A 21,133-nucleotide genomic window follows, 5' to 3' on the forward strand; every position below is an offset into this window, starting at 1 on the left:
GGAGGAGCGGTGTACTTGATGGGCGCCACTGGCAAACGCAGGGGCGGTGGTGGCGGCATCATACCGCCCCCCCCACCACCGCCGCCCGTTCCCGTCCTCGAACCTTTGATCGCCATCGAGCAGGCTCCCGGCCAGACGCTCAGCCACGGGCAGGCGGTCGATTTTGGACAGCCGACGGTCAGCACCAAGATCACCAAAGTCCTGCTCATCCGCAACGTCGGCCATGCGGAGCTCTCCGGCCTGCTCGTCAGCAAAGAAGGGTCCGAAGACTTTTCCGTCGCCCCGCTCGGCACCAGCTCCGTGGCCGCCGGCAAAGACACGCAGCTTGCGGTGAGTTTCACCCCGCGCATGAGCGGCAGCCAGCGGGCCGTGCTCCACATTGCCAGCAATTCCTCTGGTGGAAAGAGCCCCTTTGACATCCACCTCAGCGGAGGAGCCGTGGGCGTTCCGGACATCTCCATCGAGAAGGCCGGGCAGGCCCTCGCAGACAACGGCCCCGCCCTCAGCTTCGGCACAGTGGACATCGACAAGACCAATGAGCTGAAGTTCACTCTCAAAAACATCGGCTCGGCAGATCTCACCGGATTTCAGACCAAGTTCGAAGGCGAAGCGCGTGACGACTACAGCGTCACCGACAAGCCCTCCGGCCCTCTCGCCCCGGGCGCGTCGGCGGCCTTTACCGTGGTCTTTAAGCCCCGCGGCGAAGGAGAACGCCCCGCCATCCTCTGTTTCATCAGCAACGCCCACGGCTCCAAAAACCCCTTCGACCTCAATCTCATTGGCAAGGGCCACACAACGCCTCCGCCGCCGATGCCAACGCCAACGCCAACGCCAACGCCAACGCCAACGCCAACGCCTACGCCTACGCCTACGCCAACGCCTACGCCTACGCCAACGCCAACGCCAACGCCTACGACGCCTTCCAATCGGAACATCATCGGCATGAAATTCGCCGACGTGCACGTCAAAGACTACGACTCCAACGGCCGTGAAACCGCCGATCTCGGCACGCTCCCGATGAGCGTTTATGAAGTCACCAAGCAGGACTACAAGGCCATTGTTCCTTCCTATGTGATCGTTGGAGATCCGCGCGAGCCCGTCGTGGGGCTCTCCGATGAGGAGATTGATTTTTTCCTCTCTGAGCTGAGCAGGAAAGACGGACATACACATCGCCTGCCCACGGATCACGAGTGGAGCTGCGCCATCGGCCTGAAGGAGCGCTCCTCAGACACCAGCAAGTCCAAGAGCACGAGGAACCTGAACATCTATCCCTGGCCGGGAGCGTTTGACCAGCGCCCGCGTTCCTTCAACTACAAGCCCCAGGACGGCCCTGCAAAATTCGTCCCCGTCGAACAATCCGGCGAGACCCAGTCCGGCTTCTTCGGCATGGGCGGCAATGCTGCCGAGCTGTGCATCGACGGTTCCGAGAGAGTCCTCCGCGGAGGCTCCGCATACACTGCGCCGAAAACAGGGGACAAATACACTGATCCGGAAATGCTGCAGCAGGAGTACGCCTCCTTCGCTTCATCGAACCGGCAGCGGGTGCTCAACGAGCTGCTGACCGGAGAGAAAATAGCTAACAACCGGACGCAGCTCAACCGCTCCCAGATTGGCTTTCGCTGCGTGCGCGAGCCATGATGAGAACAGCCATGCCTAAAAATTTCGTCCACCAGGACAAACAACGCCAAACCCAACACACACACACCAATGAAAAAAAGAATCACAGCAGCCGGCCTTCTAAGCCTGACCTTGCTCTCCACCCTCTCTCACGTCCAGGCTGCTTCGCCGGACAAGTACTTCGGAGTGATCGAGCTCGGTTCCAAGGGCATCAAGGCCATCGTCGTCGAAGACAAGGGCAGAGACGCCAGCAAGGCGTTCATCCCGCCTCTCATGGTCGAGGAGTTCAAGCCCCGAAACAAGAACTGCTATGACGGCGACACCTCGGACAATGTGGCGAAGGAGGTGCAGGGCATCTCAAAGGCCATGAAGGAGAAGTACAACATGCCTCTCTCGCAGATCTATTTGGTGATGAGCAGCGGCATCCCAACCGCCGTCAAGGACCGGATCGACAACAAGGTGACCGGAATCGAGGTGGACCGCATCGACGTGGCCACGGAATCCCGCCTTGTCTTCCAGGGCATCGTGCCTCCGAACCGGCTCCACAAAAACGAAGTGGTGGTGCTCGACATCGGCAGCGGCAACTCCAAGGGAGCCTACATCGACCCGGACGGGGCGGACAACAACACGTTCGTCACCTTTGCCTTCGAGAAGGACGCCCCTTCCGGCACCGGCACCTTTGCCAAGGAAGTGGCCGCGACGAAGCAGAACGGGGAAAGCCTCAAGGCCGTCGCCGAGCGCATCGCCGGTGAAAAGCTGCTCGGGCCACTGCAGAGCATGATCCGTAACAAACCCGGCATGCAGAACTGCTCCCGCCTCTACCTTGCAGGCGGCCTGCCTTACGTGATGACCACGCTGCTGCATCCGGAGAAGATCGGCTCCATCGATCCTGAAGACCCGACCGGCAAGAAAACCAGCGACTGGGTGAAGCTGTCTTCTGCTGACATCAACCGCTTCTACGAGATCGCCACCACCAATCCTGCGCAGCTGCTGAGTGCTGATGGTAGCAAGCTCAGAAAAGAGGCCGCGGACGAACTGGACCGCGTGAAGGGCATCTTCGGCCAGGACGAGCTCACTGCCGGAGCGGTGCTGCTGAAGATGTTCATGGACAACATGCACGCCGAGCGCAAGGAAGGCATCTTCTTCTCCCGTCGCGCCCTCTTTGCATGGCCTCAGGGTTATGTGAAGGAAAAGCTGGCCGCAAGGCCCTGATCCGCTGCGGATCGTTCACGCCCGTCTCTTGCTCCGCGGAAGGTTTCCGCGGGGCGGAGCCGGGCACTCCCAACCCCTGAAAACCCGCGGAAGATGAAGACTGCCTTCGCCAGCCTGTTTCAAAAACTGTTTCCAAACACTGCCAGGAACCGGCCGGACGACTCACCCGCCGATGGTGCTTCATTCTCTTCATCTTCATCCTCCCACACCAGCCAGTCTCAGCAACTGGAAGCCGCCCTTGCCAGCACACGCATTCTCAAAGGCGTCGTGTTTGACCTAATGGTCGAGATTGAAGCTCTCAGAGCCACGGCCCTAAACTCACCCCTGGGTGCCAAAGGCAGCAGCGGCATCTCCCCCTACGCTTTTGAATATCGCAACGCCGCCTTTAGAACCCACCACTGCGGCGGCTGCACGCCACCCACGTTCAAGCATCTGCATAAGTTCTTCTCGCACAGCTTTGTGATGAACACTCCTTTGTGTCTTGGCATGGAGCGTGATGAATGGCGCGAGCTCATTTTCATGGAGCGCCTCGGCTTCACGCCCGAAGAGCTGGCCGAGTACAAGCGGAGGGCCGAGGAGGCTCATACCTACTCCTAGCACATCGCGATGCATCTGCTCCGGCATCGAGTCTTGGTTCATCCGAGCGCAGCAACTGATTCCCCCCCTTTTTTCACATGCCCCATTCCAATAAAAAAAACCCTCAGGCAGACTCCCTGCTCACCCGTGCCACCTTGATCAACGGCCTCGGCGGTGCAGACGACAAGATCTGGCTGGACTTTTACAAGTTGTACGAAGGCGTTATTCGTGGCATGGCCCGCAAGTGGAACCTCGGCGAAGAAGCGTCCTGGGACGTCGTGCAGGATGTCATGCTGCAGATCAACCGCGTCTCAAAATCATTCCTCTACGACCGTGACAAACGCGTCTTCATCGCCAATGCCGAGGAGTCGGCGGCCGCCATCGCCGAGGGCAGGGAGTTCGGCGGCTTCCGCCAGTGGTTGTTCACCGTCATCAAGCGCGCCATTTGGAAACGCTACAACGCCCCCCGGCGCAAACGCGAAGTGCTTTTCTCGGACATGGCAGATCACGACGCTGATCAAGCCCAGGCCTACATGGACAGTCTCACCGTCGAGCATGAAACACCCGACGCGCTGCTGGAAAAAAAATCCCAGGACGCCTACTCCCTCTCTCTCTTCGAACAGGCCATCCGGCTGCTCCCCTCCTGCACCAAGAAGGCCCACCCGCGCAAGATCGCCATTTTTCTCGCACTCAAGCAGCCCCACGTCTTTGCCGCCATCCTGGAGGCTCCCACCGCGCCGCTACCCCCCGCGCACATGACCGAGATGAAGGCCCTGAACCGCCTCCCCCGCGATGAGTCCGGCGTCATCACCAAATCCGCCATTCTCAAACACTACGATATCTTGAGCAACCACCTCGATCAGGAGGTCAGAGCAGTGAAGAAAAAGCTCGCCTCCATCTACACAGACCTGCAGAGCGGCCGCGATCCGCGCGTCGCTTGAAGCACACCCCTCATCCAGTTTCATTCCCCCCTGTTTATTTCCGCCCATGAAAAACCCTCACACGTCCGCGGCTGCAACACCCTCTGATCAGGAGATCGAGACCATGCTCTCCAAGACCAGCGCCCGGTTGTTCAGCAGTCCCACCGAAAGCAGCGGCTTCCTCCACCGCATGCTCGTCGTCAGAAAGATCACCTCCTTCCTTCCCATGGAGAAGGGCGCCATCTGCCTCGTCGCCCTGCAAGACGGAGGCCTCGGCGCCGCCGGATTCAAGACCGTGGAAAAAACTCTCGTAGTCGGCCGCAGTCCCGATGCCGGCTGGCAGGTGGAAGACCGCCAGCACAAGCTCAGCGCGCGCCACTTTTCCATCACTCGCAGTGGCAGGGACGTCCTGCTCATGGACAACAACTCCACCAACGGCACCCGGGTGAATGAAAACCCCGAGAAGATCAAGCAGCCCCATCCTCTTCATCATGGCGATTTTATTCATGCGGGCGGCTGCTCCTTCCTGATCGCCATTGACGAGCCGTGAGTTGCCCCTGAACGACGGCAGGTGCAGGCAGTTCACAGGCCGGTCTGCAGCCTCCAGTTCATGCACCGGAAAAATATCCACACGACAGGCTGCGCAGGCAGTCTGTCTTTTTTTTCGCTGAACTGTCAGCGGTGCCCGCGCCCGTGCAGTGAAGATATGACAGCAACGCGGATCGTTGCTGCTCACATCCTCAAATCATCAAACACAAACTGCACACACACCCATGAGCACCATCGCCCCGCACTCCACCGTTTCCTCCGCCGCACCCGCTCGCCGCCCGCGTCCTAAATCGACCGAGGACACCTTTTACACCGTCGCTGCCAGCACCGTCGTCGCCCTCGCTGTAGGCCTCGTCACCTGGGCGTTCACCTCGCAGTCCGGTTCACCCGCCACAGCGGCCGGCCTTTCCTCCGGCGGTTCTGCCCTCATCTCGACCGCCGACTCCGTGGAACAGGAGCGCCAGGCCTTTGAGCAGCGGCAGCAGGCCCTGGCCCAGGAGCACCAGCGCCAGGCCAAAATCCTGGAGCAGCAGCGCATCGCCGGTGAGCAGGAGATCGCCCGCCAGACCAAGCTCCTGGAGCAGCAGCGCATTGCCGCCGAGCAGGAGGCCGCACGCCAGGCCAGGCGCCTGGAGGAGCAGCGCATCGCCGCCGAGAAGCAGGCTAGGAATCGCATGATCCTCGCCCGCATCGAAGGCCTGGAAAGTGAGATCTCAGTTCTGCGCCGCGACATGACCGCCACGGAAAATCAGCGCGCAGATCACCAGACCCGCGTGACTGAATACATGATGGACCACAAGATGGCCATCGCAGCACTCGCCGCCGGCGCGGCAGGTGCTGGAGTCGCCATGGACAACAACAATGAGTTCAGCGACGACGCCAAAGCCATCGGCGGTGTTACCGCGACGATCGCCGTCCTCTGGGCCATTGCGAACCACGAGGAAGTGCTTGAAGTGGCCGACTGCATGGCCAAGGCCTCCGCCGTCCAGACCGACTACAAGAACCGCATCAGCCGAATGAGCCAGCGCGTTACCACACTACATTCCCAGATTGCACAAGAGAAGCGGAACCTGGAGCAATGAGTTATATGGGATGTTGACCTGCAATTGGCAGAGTCTTCGAGAACCACACTCCTCCATCTTTCCTACTACCACTGTTCCTTCTATGATCCAGCGCCTAGCATCTGCCTCGAATATTGTCTCCAAGGTGCGCTCGAACTTGGAGTAGAAATAAAGGGAATGTTTCTTTTGGCACCGGAGGTGCTCTTGTCTCTTGGGTGAGTGCTGACATCGTCAGCATTTGCGGCGGTTTGTGCAGAAGTTCCGGTGGATGGGGAGGGTGGCGGGGGCAATGAGGGGGGGAGCTGAGCCTCGCTGGATTTTGGCGTTGAGACGCCGTTGGTGTGTGGGGGAATCGGTCCCTAGCAGTTGATCGACCTGTATGAGCCCGGCAGCCAGATGACCTTGGTGAGGGGCCAGGTGTCCCAAAGCAGCACGCCGAGAACTAGCTGCACTCAGCAGTCTTTGTGCCTGTGTTGGCCTTTGCTCGTGAGGAAGTCCGAGAGATGCTGGCTCGGGGCGTCCCCGTGGGTGGTGTCAACGGTTTGGTTGAAAGGCTGGGAGGTGGCAGCCTGCCAGTCGGCGTCTTCAGGGAAGCGGGTCAAGTCTTCAACGCGGAGTTCGACTTTCCATACGCGGTTGGAAAGCACGAAGCGTTTCAGGTAAGAGGTGCTTGTCCAGAGCCGGGCTCCGAACTGGCCGGGCTTGGTGAACTTGTATGTGCGTTTGTTCTCCCCCCATCCCCAGTCTAAGGTGCCAGCGCCCTCGCCATTTTTTTGATCACTGCATCCCCCACGTCTCGCCGACGCATCTGGCGCTCGTTCCAGTGTAAAACTAACGGGCGGCCATAGGCTTTCAGCGGCTCAAATTCCCGTGACAAGACACCTTGTGCCGCAAGGCCGGAGGTGCCGACGGATGGTAGCACGCCGGCACAGACTCCCCGAACCACCAGCTCGCGCACCTGGAGTAGCGATGCGCATTCCACCGCCGGTGTGAAGGCTCCACCACTTTCCGTCAGTGCTTGCCTTACCTTCTGGTCGAGCTGCCCTCCTCCCGATATCGAGGCAAAGGGCACTTGGTCCCAGTTGTGAGGTTGTTGCAGCCATGCCCTGGAACGGGTCCCCAAAAGAGTCGCTGAAACACACAGCAAGAACGTCATGCTCACCACGGGAATGCTCGTCTTGAGGCGCTGCTCCTCGCTCAGGGCATCCTCTCGCACCACTGCGAAATCAACCCCTCCGTCTCGCACCGCCTCCACCAGATCGCGACTCCGAAGCACGTCCAGCCTCAGTGATGAGCCGCTGAGAATACCTCTGAGCTTGGTTGCTGCTGGAATCACCAGCCATTCCAGCATGCTCGCTCCGGCCCCAAAGCTGAAGCATTTGCGCCGTTGAGTTTGCTGAATCTGAAAGTCTTCCAGATCACGGAACTGCTCGGTAATCAGAATTTTGAGCCGCTGTCCCGCTTTCGAGAGCATCAGTGTCTTGCCCTTACGCACGACGAGTTCTGCGCCGAAGTACTCCTCCAACTCACGAATTTGGCGGCTCATGAGGGACTGCCTGCTCAGATCGCCACTCGCAGCTTTGCTGATTGAGCCTGCTTGGGCGAACTCAAGAAATCCGCGCAAACGGTCGAGTGACAAACCACCACGGTTGAAGCGTGATTCATGCATAACTTTAGAGTCATATATACACAGAAAACAAAACTTATCAATGCGTTCTGTCCGATTACTCTGGATTCGCAATGAAACCACAACCCTATGACCTGATCGGCGACATCCACGGACAACACGAGAAACTCACCAGCCTGCTCGACAAGCTGGGTTTCAAGCCCCACGGCGAAGGCTTCCGCCATCCCGATGGCCGCAAGGTGATTTTCCTGGGCGACTACATCGACCGCGGCCCCAAGGTGCGCGAGGTGCTCCACACCGTGCGCGCGATGGTCGAGGCTGGCGATGCCCTGGCCATCACGGGCAACCACGAATACAACGCCGTCTGCTACCACACTCCGGATGGCAGAGGAGGCTGGCTGCGCGAGCACAGCGAGGAAAAGAACCGGCAGGTATTTGCCACCCTGCACGCTTTTGAGGGACGTGCCACCGAATGGGCCGACTGGCTGGATTGGATGAAACGGCTGCCCATGTTTCTCGACCTCGGCGCACTGCGCTGTGTCCATGCCTGCTGGGACGCTAGCCGGATCACACGCCTGACCGGCCGCAGCCTAACAGATCAGGCCTTTTTACACGCCAGCGCGACCAAGATGACTCCCGAGCACCGAGCCATCGAAAACGTGCTCAAAGGCCCGGAAATCCCCGCCACAGACGGCAACCTCTTCCGCGACAACGAGGGCACCTACCGTGACACCATCCGCGCTCGCTGGTGGGACATCCGCGATGGACTCACGATCAGCGATCTCGTCATGCCACCCGGCAGCATGGCGGACTCATTGAAAGTGGATCCAAGGATGCTGAGCCGCCTGCCCAACTACAGTCCTGAGGAGCCCCCCGTGTTCTTTGGCCACTACTGGCTGCCTGCCGATGCTCCTAAAGCCCCGCTAGCACCCAACATCGCCTGCCTGGACTTCAGCGGAGGTCTCGACGGTCCCCTCGTCGCCTATCGCTGGGACGGGGAGAATACCCTCAATGCCGGAAACTTTGTGAGTTCGAACCTGAACTAAAGCAGCCCATGCAAACAAACCCCATACTCCAAATCTTCACCAGCTCTGCACAAAGTTGCGCCATGCAAATGATGAGCAACGCAGCCTACATTCAGACCGAGTTGCCCAGCCTCACGCTTCCAAAGGAGGCAAAAGATCAAATCACCACGCTGTGTGACAGCCTCATCGCCACCAAGAACGATGTCGTCTCAGAATTGTTCGAGCTGTTTGAGGTGTCGGAATCATCATCACCATCGAACATCAACGAACGAGTCAAAATGATCATCCAATGGCTATGGGAAACCATCCAGGAGATGAATGTGGTAGTTCAGTCTTTGCAGCCTGCCTCAGAAACCGATGCGCAGTTTTTCGGCACCTGGCTGCTGGTCGTCGAATCGGCCAACAACATTTTGGTGCCATTCAACCGCGCATCACAAGCCGCTGATGCACTTCCACCCGCGCCATGAATCAAGCGGAATTGGACCCAAGTCCACCTTTGTGGCCTTACCAGATCTACATGGACCACAACGCCAAGTCCGGGCCCTGTTCTGAGGGCCGGCGCTATATCTGCAGCAAGGCGACTCTTGAGGAGGCGGTCTCGGAATGTCAGAGCATCACGCGAGCCTCCGTGCTCGCGCTCTACGCACCGCACATGTCAGCCGCAGAACTGAATTACGCTTACCTCGAATCAGGTGTTGATCCCTTTATAGTCGGTGCACCCAGTGTGCCATTTTCGGCCTGGGTCTTTGCCCGAGATTGCTGCTGTGAAATCACAGGCGAGCTCATTGAGCCCCCCATCTCAGCTCACCCCTGCGACAAAAAACCGCCTCCGCACCTGATCAGTAACCCCGCTGAAAAACCGGTGATCGGCAGCTGGCGAAAGGATAGCCGCTACATCAACTACCTGCCGAACCCGTATGGCGAGGCTTGCCGACTGGCCAAAATGCAGGGTGCCTCCGCTATGAATGCATTTCTCAACTCCATAGGCGAGGCTTGCTCAAGCTAGGGCACCAATTCAGCATGCTGAGGAACCCAGGGTGGTAACAGGTGAAGATAGAGGAGAATTCGAACCGAAAAAATGCACAGCCAGTGCACAGCGGGATTTTGAACTCGTCTAACCTCACTCCCTTTCGGGAGGTGTAACTCACTCAGAATGAAGGTGGTGGGCAGGGCTGGATTCGAACCAGCGTAGGCGTAAGCCAGCAGATTTACAGTCTGCCCCCTTTGACCGCTCGGGTACCTACCCATTCTCCTTTCGAAGTGGGCCGCGATTATCGAGTCGGTGCCTTGTTTTGCAAACGCTTTGTTCCTCTGTTTTGCATTCTTTGTGAGATTCTTTGGGTTCTATTCACCGGCGGCGCTTGCCGCGGCGCACGTACGTTGGCTGGACGATGGGGTTTTGGGCGTGCAACACCTTGAAGCCGCCGGTTTCGATGACCTTCTCCGTTTGCGCAAAGGTTTCAGCCAGCAGGTTTTCATACGGCAGCTGGCGGTTGGCCACCAGCCAGAGCTGCCCGCCGGGGCGCAGGGCCTGGGCGGCGGCGGCGATGAATTTGAGACCGATGAGCGGGTCTGCCTCCTTGCCCTCATGAAACGGGGGATTCATGATCACGGCGTCAAACTTGGTGCGGTCAAAGCCGGTGGTGATGTCCTGCCAGTGCGGTTGCGCCTTCACCCGTGTGGGCACGAGACCAAGATTCCGCCGCGCGCACTCAAAGCAGTCCGCGTCTGCGTCGTAGATGTCCAGGCTGTCGATGTCGTGGCAGTTCCGCATCAGGTGATCGCTCAGGAAGCCCCAGCCGCAGCCGAAATCGGCCACGTTTCCGGAAATGGTGGCCGGCAGATGCTTGGCGAGCAGGGCAGAGCCCTCATCAATACGGTCCCAGTTGAACAAGCCCGGGCGTGACCAGAAGCGCCCTTCCAGGATGCGGCGCATGGCGGCGCCCTGTCGCCAGCGTTCCAGCAGGTCGGCTTTCCACGGTTTGCCATCTTCCTTCGTGGCCCAGAAGACGCGGCTGTGGTGCTTGGAAAGGGAATCGACATGTCCAGCGACTTCGCGGAGGTACTGCTCGCAGCGTTTGGCACCGGCGTCGTTGTGCACGGCCGCCATGAGAATGCCCCCCGGCGCCAGATGATCATGCCCCCGCGCGAGATCTGCCACCATCAGGTCGCGCTGCGGATCGGGCAGCACCAGCACCAGGTTGAAAAGACCGTTCACCTCACGCTCCACGCGGTGTCCGGCGGCTTGCAGCAGATTGGCCCGCGGCTTCCAGGTCTGCTGGCAGACCAGACGGCCTTCGAAGTGCGCCAGGGCAGGGTGCTCCTGCGCTCGCAGAAACAGCACTTTCCCTTCCGTGTTGATCTCGGGATTGACATCCAGGGCGTAAATGAGGGCGTCGATGGGGTAGGACATTAAGAGGCGAAGAGGCGGTAAAAATGAGTGTCGTGTCAAAGCGCCCACCGCAGCAAATGCGGCGCTGCAAAGGTGGAGAAGGCGAGCATCAGCAGCCCGATGCCCGCCGCCACGATGCCGACGATAAGGACTTCGAGCACTTTGACGGTAATCAGGGAGACGCGGGAGACGCCCACGGCTTCCAGCGTGGCAAACTCCCGTTCGCGCAGGCGAAAAGAGAGCGCGAACACGAGCGCGGTCACAAACAGCGCCGCGGTGGCGGTGAGCATCAGCGCGCTGGCGGCGAATCCCTCCAGGCGCACCAGTTGCGTGAGCAGCGCCTCCATTTCATCGCGCGGGCGGATGAGCTGCTGCTCCTTGGACCTGGAAAATTGCCCGGCCAGCAGGGCTTCCGCCTTGGCGTTCTTCGGCAGCAGGAGCACGGCGCTGATGGGGTAGGTCGAGACGTCGCCGTGGAAATGGAAAGACGCGATGTTGGCATCCGTGACTTCATTAAACATGCGCACGGCCGCATTGCCCACGATGTTTCCATCCTCTTGTTTCAGCACCACCGCCTGGTCTTTTTGCAGATCGTCATGGCCATGGGAGCGGCCTTCGATCAGCCACGCGGTTTTAAGGTCCACAAAGAGCGCCTCATCATCCGGAGTGCCATTAGCGGTGAGGATGCCCGTAACGCGCATCTTCAGCGGATACACTCCGGCCATGTCAAACGCTTGCTCGGGCGAAGAAAAAAGGTGGCCGCCGGGCTGCAGACCGCGCTGTTTCGCCAGCGTGGCGCCCACCACGCAGTCGCCGAGACGGCTGAGCTGTTTGCCAGAGTCCAGGTGCAGATTGCGAAAGGAAAAATACTCCAGTTCCGTGCCCACGATCGGCGCGCCCTGCGCCTGATAGCGCACGTGCAGCGGGATTGCGGTGGCGTCCGGCCGATGCCGCAGCTCCGTCAGCGCGCGCATGGGCAGCGGCAGCAGATTCTCGCGCTTGAAGTACAGCGCGGTCATCATGAGATCCAGCGCGCTGCCACGGGTGCCGACGATCTGCGGCGTGGCGGCGGCACGGGCGCGCAGTTCCTGCTGGGCATGCTGCATCAGCACTCGCAGGCAAAGCGGCAGCGCAAAGACGAGTCCCAGCGCTCCGGCCAGCAGCGCGCTTTGAATACGATGTCGCAGCACGTAGCGCGCCGCCAGGTGAAAGGCCGCTCTCATGCGCTGGCCAGATCCTCCATGCGCAGAGTTTGATCAAAAAGCGGCAGCAGGCTGGGATCATGCGTCACCATCACCAGACACGCGCCGCGCTGCCGTGTATCCTCCAGCAGCATGTCCACCACGATGCGGCCGCGCGCAGGATCCAGCGAGGCGGTGGGTTCATCGGCAAAGACAAACTGAGGCGCATGCACCAGCGCACGCGCCACCGCCACGCGCTGGCGCTCGCCCTGCGAGAGCTGGGAGACGCGCTTGTCACGATAGCTGTCGATGTGCAGGCGCTGCGTCAACTCATCCATCTTGGCACGAACAGCGGTGCCTGCATCGCCACGAAACTGATGCGGCAGCAGGATGTTCTCAGAGACTGTAAGGTAGTCCAGCAGGGCGAAATCTTGAAAGACCAGGCCGATATGCTGCAGGCGGAAGGCACGCCGGGCTTCGGCGGCCATGCTGTGCAGCTGCGCCGTGCCCAGGCTCACCGTGCCGGTCCCAGGAGTCAGCAGACCCGTCAGCAGGCGCAGCAGCGTGGACTTTCCCGCTCCGCTGGGACCCGCCAGCGCCAGAGACTTTCCCGGGGCCAGCTCCAGCCGCGGCAGATGCACGCGAAAACCCTCTGCCGCGTAGGCAAAGCGAAGATCGGAGACTTGGAGGCCGGTGGTGGCTGGCATGCAGCCTCACTCTTTAAAGAGACGCCGGTTGAATCCAACGAGAAAAAATCACCCATTCAGCACGATGCCTTGAAAGAGGAATCGTGAGGTAGCTGCACGAATGACCACGCAGCCCATCGCCATTCATGAAAATTCGCGGCTGTTCGCGCCCCTTCGCGTTGGAATTCTTCACAGCAGCAAGCCCGTAATGCAACACTGGATCAAATGTCATCGAGGTGTCTTGATTTGAATTGGGTCACTTGAGACCCAAAAGCGTTAACGAAGAAGCCAAATTGCTTGCATCAGTCTCTCCAGTCATGGCAGACGAGAGGAGGGCTTTGGACACCGGCGTTAAAGGCGTGTCATTCTCGGAGATTAACTTTTCCGCTTTCGAAAAACTTTCAAACCATGGTTCTCCTGCCGCTTTAACAAACCTCACCAAGTCATTCAAACATCTATCATACATGCTACCGGTTTTGGCGTTAAAACTCAGATGGTAACGCCCCTCACGCACCCGCCCTGCTTCACTCCAAGGCCCATTTAGGGCCAGTGACTCGAAGGAGTCGTTCAAGACTCGAATCGCAAAATGAACGCGTACCTCCACCTTAAAATTGGTCGCAGCCCCATAGGTGCTCCCACAACGATGAAACATAATGACATCGACCGTCCATTCACGCCGGCGAACCCAAATCAGTTTTTTTGTTCTCACAAAACCGAGAAGATCCACATGGTAGGAAAAATCTTTACACGCGCGCTCAAGCTCATGTCGGATGATATTAATGTCTCCGCGATCAGGAAGTGACATGGCTTTTTCTTGTTGGAATCACAGCAGCAATCCCGCGACGCATGCCGTGCAATAGCACGCCAGCAGGCCTCCCACCATGGACTTAAGCCCGAGCTGCGCCAGATCAGTCCGGCGCTCAGGCACCAGCGCACCGATGCCGCCGATCTGAATCGCGATGCTGCCGAAATTGGCAAAGCCGCACAGCGCATAGGTGGCGATGCTCATCGTGCGGGGAGAAAGGCTGGCGCCCTGCTGGCTGAGGTGCATGTAGGCAAAAAATTCATTCAGCACCACGCGCTCTCCCAGCAGCGCACCCACCTGGCCGCACTCGTTCCACGGTACCCCCATAAGCCAGGCACAGGGCGCATTGAGCCAGCCAAGCACGAATTGCAGAGGCTGCGGAACGTTGTGCCCAAAGGCACGCAGGCCGAGCGAGAGCATATAATTAAACAGCGCCACCACCGCCACGAACGCGATGAGCATGGCGATCACGTTGATGGCCAGCTTCATGCCATCGCTCGCGCCCAGGCAAAGAGCATCGATGCCATTGGCGGTTTCACGTTCGATGGGCTTGTGCGCCCCGTGCGCGGTCTCGCTCGCTTCGGTCTCGGGGATGAGGATTTTAGACATCATCAGCGCGGCAGGGGCGCTGATCACAGAGGCAGTGAGCAGATGCCCCGCCGAAATGCCAAACGACACATACGCCGCCAGCACGCCTCCCGCGATGGTGGCCATGCCGCCGACCATCAGGCACAGCAGCTCACTGCGCGTCATGCGCAGGAGGTAGGGCTTGATCACCAGCGGGGCCTCGGTCTGTCCCATGAAAATGTTTGCCGCCGCGGCCAGCGTTTCGCTGCCGCTGGTGCGCATGACGCGCCGCATCACCCACGCGGTGGCTTTCACCACCAGCTGCAGGATGCCATAATGGTACAGAAAAGATGACAGCGCCGAGACGAGAATGATGCTGCCCGTGATCGTCAGCGCGAGGATGAAGCCGTTGCCCGGACCAAAGGCCGCCGAAAGATTTGCGGGCGTCCCCAGGGGACCAAAGACCATGGCAATCCCCTGATCGCCGAAACTCAGCAGACGCCGGAAGACCCTGTCCAGCAGCGCAAACGCATCATGCCCCCACTGCGTGCGGAGAATCAGCGCGCCAAAGGTCAGTTGCAGCCCCAGCCCGGTCAGCACCACACGCCAGGGAAACAGCCGGCGCTTTTCAGAGAGCGCCCAGGCCAGCGCCACGAACACGACCAGACCGAGAAGACAGATGAGACGGGACATGTGGGGCAGGGGAGTGGTGGAGGTGGGGCGTGAAGACGTGCGGCTCGTTCCCGGTGAAGTCCGCTTCTTGGTTCAGGCGTCGAGGCGGTTCAATGGGGAATGTGCGCATGGCTCAAGACGTGCAAGACGGGAGCATTTCGCCGTCCAGATGAAAATGAGGCGAAATAAACGGCGCTTTTCCCCGCCTCACGCCACCGCTGCCTTCCGGGCCGCGCCGTTTCCCCCTCGTTATCACCTTGAATCTCGCCGCGTCCTGCGGCATGGACACGGCCCTACTTACAACCATGTCCGAAGCCCGCAAGACCCTCGAAGAACGCGCTCAGATGTCTGACATCGACCGCCTGCGCCACTCCTGTGCCCACGTGATGGCCACCGCCATCCTGCGCCTGTGGCCCAACGCCCAGTTTGCCTACGGTCCTCCGGTGGAGAACGGCTTCTACTACGACTTTGACCTCCCGGACCACCGCATCACGCCGGACGACTTCGAGAAGATCGAGGCCGAGATGAAGAAGATCTCGAAGGAGAACCAGAAATTTGAATGGAAAGGCGTCACCCGTGAGGAAGCCATCGCCATGGCGAAGTCCGGCCGCCTCGGCGGTTTGACCGAGCGCCCGGGAAATCCCAGCGTGTTCAAACTCGACCTGCTGGAAAAAATTCCTGAAGGCGAGCAGATCTCCACCTTCCAGAACGGCGACTTCATCGACCTCTGCGCCGGCCCGCACGTCGGCTACAGCGGCAAGTGCAAAAACGTCAAGATCATGTCCGTCGCCAGCGCCTTCTACATGGGCGATGAGACGAAGCCGCAGCTTCAGCGCCTCTACGGCACCGCCTTCCCGACCAGCGAAGAACTCGCCAAGCACCTCGAGCAGCTCGAAGAGGCCAAGAAGCGCGATCACCGCAAGGTTGGCAAAGAACTGAAGCTCTTCCACATCGACGAAGACGTGGGGCAGGGGCTCATCCTTTGGACCCCGAACGGTGCCATCCTACGCCAGGAGCTGCAGAACTTCATCAGCGAGGAACTGCGCAAGCAGGGCTACAGCCAGGTCTTCACGCCGCACATTGGCAAGACGGTGCTGTACAAGACCAGCGGCCATTTCCCCTACTATAAGGACAGCCAGTTTTCCCCCGTCATTGAAAACGACGATCTCGCCAAGGTCATCAAAGAAGGCTGCGGCTGCTGCGAGGTCATGGAGCGCCTCGGTGCCGTGTCCTCCCGCCTGCGCCAGCAGCTCAATGAGCGAGCCGGTAAGGAAGTGGTCACGGAAGATCGCGTGCTGCCAGATGACAAGCTGCTGGATGGCTTCCTTCTGAAGCCGATGAACTGCCCGCACCACATCAAAATTTACGACAGCCAGCCGCGCAGCTACCGCGACCTGCCGGTGCGCCTCGCCGAATTCGGCACCGTGTACCGCTGGGAGCAGAGCGGCGAACTCAATGGAATGACGCGCGTGCGTGGCTTCACGCAGGATGACGCGCACCTCTTTTGCACGGAAGAGCAGGTGGCCAAGGAAGTGCTCGGCTGCCTCAGTCTTGTGAAGATCGTGCTAAATACCTTGGGCATGCACGACTACCGCGTGCGCGTGGGCCTGCGCGATCCCGACAGCAGCAAGTTCACCGGAGATCCCGCCAAGTGGGACGCCGCCGAAGACGCCTGCCGCACCGCCGCCGCCACTCTCGGCGTGCCCTTCACCGAAGAGCCCGGCGAGGCCGCCTTCTACGGCCCGAAGATCGACTTCGTCATCAAGGACGTCATCGGCCGCGAATGGCAGCTCGGTACCGTGCAGGTGGACTACGTCCTGCCCGTGCGCTTTGACCTCACCTACAACGGCGCGGACAACAAGCCGCACCGCCCGGTGATGATTCACCGCGCGCCCTTCGGCAGCATGGAGCGCTTCTGCGGCGTGCTCATCGAGCACTTCGCCGGTCATTTCCCCACCTGGCTTGCCCCCGAGCAGGTGCGCATCCTCACCATCAGCGAGAAGGTGGACGCCTTCGCGGACGAGGTCTACGCGAAGCTCAAAGACGCCGGCCTGCGCGTCACCCTCAACAACGACGCCGACAAAATCGGCGCCAAGATCCGCCTCGCCCAGCTCGACCGCATCCCCTACATGCTCGTCCTCGGCGAAAAAGAAGCCGCCGCCCAAAGCGTCGCCGTCCGCCACAGCAAGAAAGGCGACCTCGGCGTGAAAGCCATCGACGACTTCATCGCGGAGGTTACGAGCGAGGTGAAGGAGCGGAGGCTGTAAAAACAGCCACACTGAGATTCACTGATCCGAACAACGGGATGGCATGCCATCCCGTTGTTTGTTTTGATGGAATGCTCTAAAGTCCCAATATGGACACGGTTGAAAATGGCATGCATGAGCTCGACACGACAACACTCCATCCTGTGTTTCCTCAACGTCTGGACTGGTCTTCGCTAATCGGGCTGTTCATCTTGAATTTTGGAGCCCTTGAGCTGGCGTTGTCGGATATTCTCAAGCTCCGCACAAAGCCTAAGTCCAGGAAGGCGGTGGCAAAAAAGAAGTTCAACGAAAAGATTCAGCACCTTAAGCTTCTGGTGGACCAGCATTCCTCAATGGTGGAGAAACGGAACGCATGGAATGCACTCATAGGCCGAATGCAAACCATTCGGGATCTTCGAAATCATATCTGCCACAGCACGCTTGTTCATAGGGTGACGCAGGATATGACAGAAATGAGGCAGGAACTTTGCGCTACCCAAGATCTGGGCGCTGACCTGCCAGATGCATTGAAGGTGAGTTTTGATGAGCTATTACGTCAAAACCAACTTTTATCAGACATGCTGAACGGGCTGGCGGAGTTGGCGCACGAATGTGGAGGTCCGTATAAGCCCATTGAAGGAACACAGCCAGTCGATGGCATGTGGACGCTCGATGCCAGAAGATATTAGGTTGATAGGTTGGAGATCAAGGCGGAATGGCAGGCAAAGCCTCAAGCCCCTAAAGGTCGCCACTTGACCGTCGTAACTGCTGCGGTCCCTCACTTCTCCTTCTTCTCCTCAAACCTCTTCATATCCATCAGCTCAAACTTGTTCATCTTGTCAAAAGTCGGCGCATAGATGTGCCAGAGTTCTTCGCTGGTGCCGGCGATGGACACCACGGCAATGTCCGCCTCATTGCCCCAAAACAACGAGTAAAGAATGTGGTTTGGACCTTCCTCGATCTCCAGGCACATGCGGCTGAAGATGCCCTGATCTTTTTCATCGCAGGTACTCACCACCCGCACGGCGGCGTTGTCTTTCTTGGACTTGATGAAGTCCAGGATGAACTCCTTGGCGGTCTTGCCAGTCGCCTCCTTGACGCCCACGAACGCTTGGATCCGCACTCCCGTGACATACGGGCCTTTCTCACTGTCTTCGACTGAGAGCGTCCACATGTAGGTCGATTTGCGGTGGCCTTCATGGTAGTGCCAGTCCTTCGGTTTCTGGATCTTGCCGCCCAGCGGTTCCAGCACCTGCGTGACAAACTCGGTGGGAGCTTTCGGGCGCTTGTCAGCGGGCGCTGTCCATCCGGGCGGATCAGGCCAGACCTTCGCCAGAAAGCCTTCAGGCACTCGGATGCCCTCCTTGGAATCCTTCACCGCATCCTTCCACTCTTGCGGAATCGGCGGGCCTCCCTCGTCCTCGGCCTTCGCCGCCGGATTTCCTCCGGCGATCTTGCCACAAATGGCAAAGGCGAACGGTCCGCCATAAACATCGATCGCCGGCAGCATCTCCAGTTTCTTCTGCAGTTCAGCGAGTTTCGGGTCCTTGGTTGCGGAAGGAATGAACCAGACCTTTGACTGCTTCCCGGGCTTCACAGCCACCACCACCACCAGGCGAGATGCCTGCGTCTCTTTGGCCAGGGAGCCTTTGCACTCGGCCTCGATTTTTTTGAAGTAGTCCCCGAGAGGATTCACGGAGGGCAGACGCTCCTTCAGGACGGCATCAGGCTGATAAAGCACCAGGTTCTCTGTTTCAAAACCCTCAGCCGCAAAGCTCAGGGAGTGTAACACGCAGCCCAAGACCAAAACAGTAAGCACAAGCCGGATCATTCCACCATTTTCAGCTTAAATCCGCAGCCATGGCAAGTCACGAATAGCATATCGATCACTTACAAAGCGCGCCCCTTGACCAGTCTTGCCACCTTGACCTCTTGACCTCAGTCTTGACCTCAGTCTTGACCTCAGTCTTGACCTCAGTCCTGACCACTGACCTTCAAGGCTCTTCTCCTGTCCCCACCACCGCCACACACTTCCCATTGTCTTTCCAGACATCGGTGGTTTTGTCCCGGCACTGGCAACCAACCACCTGCTGGCACCGATGTAGAGTCATGAAGATGATCTATCGCCGAATCAGCTTTCTGTGCGCCTTGATGACAGGCGTGCTGGGAACGCTGACGCTGATCGGCTGGATTTCCGGTTTGGAGACGCTGGCCAGCATCCGCCAGACCTACATCCCCATGGCGCCCAGCACGGCGCTGGCCTTCACTCTGCTCGGCATGGTGATGCTCCTGCGGGAGAACCCGAAGTTTCGCCGCCCTATTGCGGAACTCATGCTGCTCGTGGTGGGCGTCGTGGCAGGCGGCAAGCTGTTTGAGTTTTTCAGCGGCGTCAGTCTCGGAATAGAGGAATGGCTGGTGGCAGACCCGGCGATGTTTGGCTCCGTGCGCACCGGCCGGATGTCTCCCATCACTGCGCTGAATTTTCTGCTCATCTGCATTGCCATCCTGGCTTTGCTGAAGGTGCGGCTGCGGCTCTGGGCCGGTCCTGCGGCCGCCGTGGTGCTGGGCATCAGCAGCGTGGTGGTGCTGGGGTATCTGCATGGTACGCCGCTGCTCTACGGCGGCACCATCATTCCGGTGGCCCTGCCCACAGCAGCAGCCTTCATTCTCCTTGGCAGCAGCATCATCGCCGCCATCGGGGCGGAGTGCTGGCCGCTGCGCAGCTGGCAGGGGGACTCCACACGCGCCATGCTGCTGCGCTGGTTTCTGCCCGCCGTGGTGCTGGTGGCGCTGGCGGAGGGTTTGCTGCGCACTCATTTCCTCACCGGCTGGACGCTGAACCCCGCGCTCTCCTCCGCGCTTTCCACCCTCCTTTACATCCTCATCGTCACCGCCGTCATCTCCCAGGTCGCGCGCATGGTGGGACGTCGCATCGACAAAGCCGAGAGCGAGCGCAATGCGGCACAGGCTGAACTGGAGTCTCTCAACCGTGAATTGGAGCGGCGCATCGCCGCTCGCACGCTGGAACTCAGCACCAAGAACCAGCAGATGGAGGAGGAGCTCAAAATGGCGCGCGAGCTCCAGCTGGCGCTGCTGCCAGACCGTTTCCCCAGCGTGCCGCGCTCCGCGTCCGCAGGCGAGAGCGCGCTGAAATTCTTCACCCTCTATCAGCCCGCCGGAGCGGTCAGCGGCGACTTCTTCAGCGTCTTTCCCGTCTCGGAAACCGGCGTCGGCATCTTCATCTGCGATGTCATGGGCCACGGCGTGCGCGCCGCCCTGGTCACGAGCATGATGCGTGCCCTGCTGGAACAGCACAGCGGCACCGACCCCGATCCCGGCCACCTGCTTTCCCAGATCAATCACGGCCTGCACTCCATCCTCAAGCAGGCTGGCACCACCATGTATGCCACGGGCGTGATGATCATTGCGGATGCCGCCAAAGGAGAGTTTCAGTACGCCATCGCCGGACACCCCTCGCCACTGCATCTGCGCCGGCATGAGGGGAAAACCGTCTCCCTCGAGGTGGAGGGCAGGGCGGGCGCACTCGGCCTGTTTGCTGATGCCACCTTCACCACCTCGCGTTCCAGCATGGCCGCTGGAGACCTGATCATGCTTTTCACCGACGGCCTTTTCGAAGTCGAAAACGCCGAGGGCGATCTCTACACCCAGGAAGATCTCGTCAAAGCCGTGGACCAGCGCCTCCATTTCCCCACCAGCGACCTCTTCCAGTCCGTCCTGGCCGAAGTCCAGTCCTTCTCCCAGCGCAGCGATTTTGATGACGACGTCTGCATCATCGGCATCGAAGTGACCGCCGTTCTCGGCGCCGAAAAACTAGGCAAGGAAACTGGCCAGACCGCAAAAGAGCTGCCCTCAGACGCTCAGGCGGTGGCCATGTAATGCAAAGGTCTGCTTAAAGCGGGTCGATATATCAAGCGACGAACGCTATCGCGGAGCGATACCAGCTTGTAGCGAAGGGTTGAGCGTAGATTATCGCGGA

Annotated in this window: 20 protein-coding genes and 1 tRNA gene; 12 read left to right on the forward strand and 9 right to left on the reverse strand. The window is 59.6% G+C overall.

Annotated elements, in window-relative coordinates; genetic code table 11:
* From ACILSR_RS22895 to ACILSR_RS22920, 6 genes are all read left to right on the forward strand, one after another.
* On the forward strand, positions 1-1,638 hold a 1,638-nt coding region (locus ACILSR_RS22895), incomplete at its 5' end, for a choice-of-anchor D domain-containing protein (RefSeq protein WP_395752130.1).
* Between the two features lie 69 nt (positions 1,639-1,707).
* Positions 1,708-2,829, forward strand: a complete 1,122-nt coding sequence (locus ACILSR_RS22900) for a hypothetical protein (RefSeq protein WP_395752131.1) — start codon at positions 1,708-1,710, stop codon at positions 2,827-2,829.
* 93 nt (positions 2,830-2,922) lie between these two features.
* The gene (locus ACILSR_RS22905; RefSeq protein ID WP_395752132.1) at positions 2,923-3,426 is read left to right on the forward strand and encodes a hypothetical protein; all 504 of its coding nucleotides are present in this window, start codon (positions 2,923-2,925) and stop codon (positions 3,424-3,426) included.
* Positions 3,427-3,503: 77 nt separating this feature from the next.
* Complete coding sequence (locus ACILSR_RS22910; protein WP_395752133.1) at positions 3,504-4,346, forward strand: RNA polymerase sigma factor; 843 nt, start codon at positions 3,504-3,506, stop codon at positions 4,344-4,346.
* A gap of 46 nt (positions 4,347-4,392) precedes the next feature.
* Entirely contained in the window at positions 4,393-4,875 is a 483-nt protein-coding gene (locus ACILSR_RS22915; protein ID WP_395752134.1) for an FHA domain-containing protein, read from the forward strand.
* Between the two features lie 223 nt (positions 4,876-5,098).
* Positions 5,099-5,956, forward strand: coding sequence for a hypothetical protein (locus ACILSR_RS22920; RefSeq protein ID WP_395752135.1), 858 nt, complete (start codon positions 5,099-5,101; stop codon positions 5,954-5,956).
* Positions 5,957-6,387: 431 nt separating this feature from the next.
* Here ACILSR_RS22920 and ACILSR_RS22925 read toward each other — a convergent pair whose 3' ends face one another.
* A complete protein-coding gene (locus ACILSR_RS22925) occupies positions 6,388-6,582 on the reverse strand; it encodes a hypothetical protein (RefSeq protein WP_395752136.1) in 195 nt (64 codons plus the stop codon).
* A 98-nt stretch (positions 6,583-6,680) separates the two neighbouring features.
* Entirely contained in the window at positions 6,681-7,604 is a 924-nt protein-coding gene (locus tag ACILSR_RS22930; RefSeq protein ID WP_395752137.1) for a LysR family transcriptional regulator, read from the reverse strand.
* A gap of 71 nt (positions 7,605-7,675) precedes the next feature.
* On the opposite strand from ACILSR_RS22930, the gene ACILSR_RS22935 reads away from it, so the two are divergent.
* Genes ACILSR_RS22935 through ACILSR_RS22945 form a run of 3 tightly spaced genes read left to right on the forward strand, consistent with a single transcriptional unit; the run spans position 7,676 to position 9,593 of the window.
* Positions 7,676-8,608 (forward strand): metallophosphoesterase, encoded by a 933-nt coding sequence (locus tag ACILSR_RS22935; protein WP_395752138.1) that lies wholly within the window; start codon positions 7,676-7,678, stop codon positions 8,606-8,608.
* Between the two features lie 8 nt (positions 8,609-8,616).
* Entirely contained in the window at positions 8,617-9,054 is a 438-nt protein-coding gene (locus tag ACILSR_RS22940; protein WP_395752139.1) for a hypothetical protein, read from the forward strand.
* On the forward strand, positions 9,051-9,593 hold the full coding sequence (locus ACILSR_RS22945; protein WP_395752140.1) for a hypothetical protein: 543 nt from the start codon (positions 9,051-9,053) through the stop codon (positions 9,591-9,593). The genes ACILSR_RS22940 and ACILSR_RS22945 overlap by 4 nt, the downstream gene beginning before the upstream one ends.
* A gap of 154 nt (positions 9,594-9,747) precedes the next feature.
* On the opposite strand, the gene ACILSR_RS22950 is transcribed toward ACILSR_RS22945, so the two are convergent.
* From ACILSR_RS22950 to ACILSR_RS22975, 6 genes are all read right to left on the reverse strand, one after another.
* A tRNA-Tyr gene (locus ACILSR_RS22950) sits at positions 9,748-9,833 on the reverse strand.
* 102 nt (positions 9,834-9,935) lie between these two features.
* Positions 9,936-11,000, reverse strand: a complete 1,065-nt coding sequence (locus ACILSR_RS22955; RefSeq protein WP_395752141.1) for a class I SAM-dependent methyltransferase — start codon at positions 10,998-11,000, stop codon at positions 9,936-9,938.
* A gap of 35 nt (positions 11,001-11,035) precedes the next feature.
* Positions 11,036-12,202, reverse strand: a complete 1,167-nt coding sequence (locus tag ACILSR_RS22960) for an FtsX-like permease family protein (protein ID WP_395752142.1) — start codon at positions 12,200-12,202, stop codon at positions 11,036-11,038.
* Complete coding sequence (locus tag ACILSR_RS22965; RefSeq protein ID WP_395752143.1) at positions 12,199-12,867, reverse strand: ATP-binding cassette domain-containing protein; 669 nt, start codon at positions 12,865-12,867, stop codon at positions 12,199-12,201. Before ACILSR_RS22965 ends, ACILSR_RS22960 begins: the two co-directional genes overlap by 4 nt.
* Before the next feature lie 235 nt (positions 12,868-13,102).
* Positions 13,103-13,651: a hypothetical protein gene (locus tag ACILSR_RS22970; protein WP_395752144.1), complete on the reverse strand. Its 549-nt coding sequence runs from the start codon at positions 13,649-13,651 to the stop codon at positions 13,103-13,105.
* Between the two features lie 18 nt (positions 13,652-13,669).
* Entirely contained in the window at positions 13,670-14,911 is a 1,242-nt protein-coding gene (locus ACILSR_RS22975; RefSeq protein ID WP_395752145.1) for a NupC/NupG family nucleoside CNT transporter, read from the reverse strand.
* 284 nt (positions 14,912-15,195) lie between these two features.
* Between ACILSR_RS22975 and thrS the strand changes: the two genes are divergently transcribed.
* Together thrS and ACILSR_RS22985 are read left to right on the forward strand one after the other, a co-directional pair.
* A complete protein-coding gene (gene thrS / locus ACILSR_RS22980) occupies positions 15,196-17,157 on the forward strand; it encodes a threonine--tRNA ligase (protein ID WP_395752146.1) in 1,962 nt (653 codons plus the stop codon).
* A gap of 89 nt (positions 17,158-17,246) precedes the next feature.
* The gene (locus ACILSR_RS22985; protein ID WP_395752147.1) at positions 17,247-17,825 is read left to right on the forward strand and encodes a hypothetical protein; all 579 of its coding nucleotides are present in this window, start codon (positions 17,247-17,249) and stop codon (positions 17,823-17,825) included.
* A gap of 89 nt (positions 17,826-17,914) precedes the next feature.
* On the opposite strand, the gene ACILSR_RS22990 is transcribed toward ACILSR_RS22985, so the two are convergent.
* Positions 17,915-18,928, reverse strand: a complete 1,014-nt coding sequence (locus ACILSR_RS22990; RefSeq protein ID WP_395752148.1) for a hypothetical protein — start codon at positions 18,926-18,928, stop codon at positions 17,915-17,917.
* A 317-nt stretch (positions 18,929-19,245) separates the two neighbouring features.
* Between ACILSR_RS22990 and ACILSR_RS22995 the strand changes: the two genes are divergently transcribed.
* On the forward strand, positions 19,246-21,033 hold the full coding sequence (locus ACILSR_RS22995; RefSeq protein ID WP_395752149.1) for a PP2C family protein-serine/threonine phosphatase: 1,788 nt from the start codon (positions 19,246-19,248) through the stop codon (positions 21,031-21,033).
* The last annotated feature ends 100 nt before the right edge of the window (positions 21,034-21,133 follow it).

This window comes from Prosthecobacter sp. (assembly GCF_044222565.1).
Classification (GTDB): Bacteria; Verrucomicrobiota; Verrucomicrobiia; order Verrucomicrobiales; family Verrucomicrobiaceae; genus Prosthecobacter.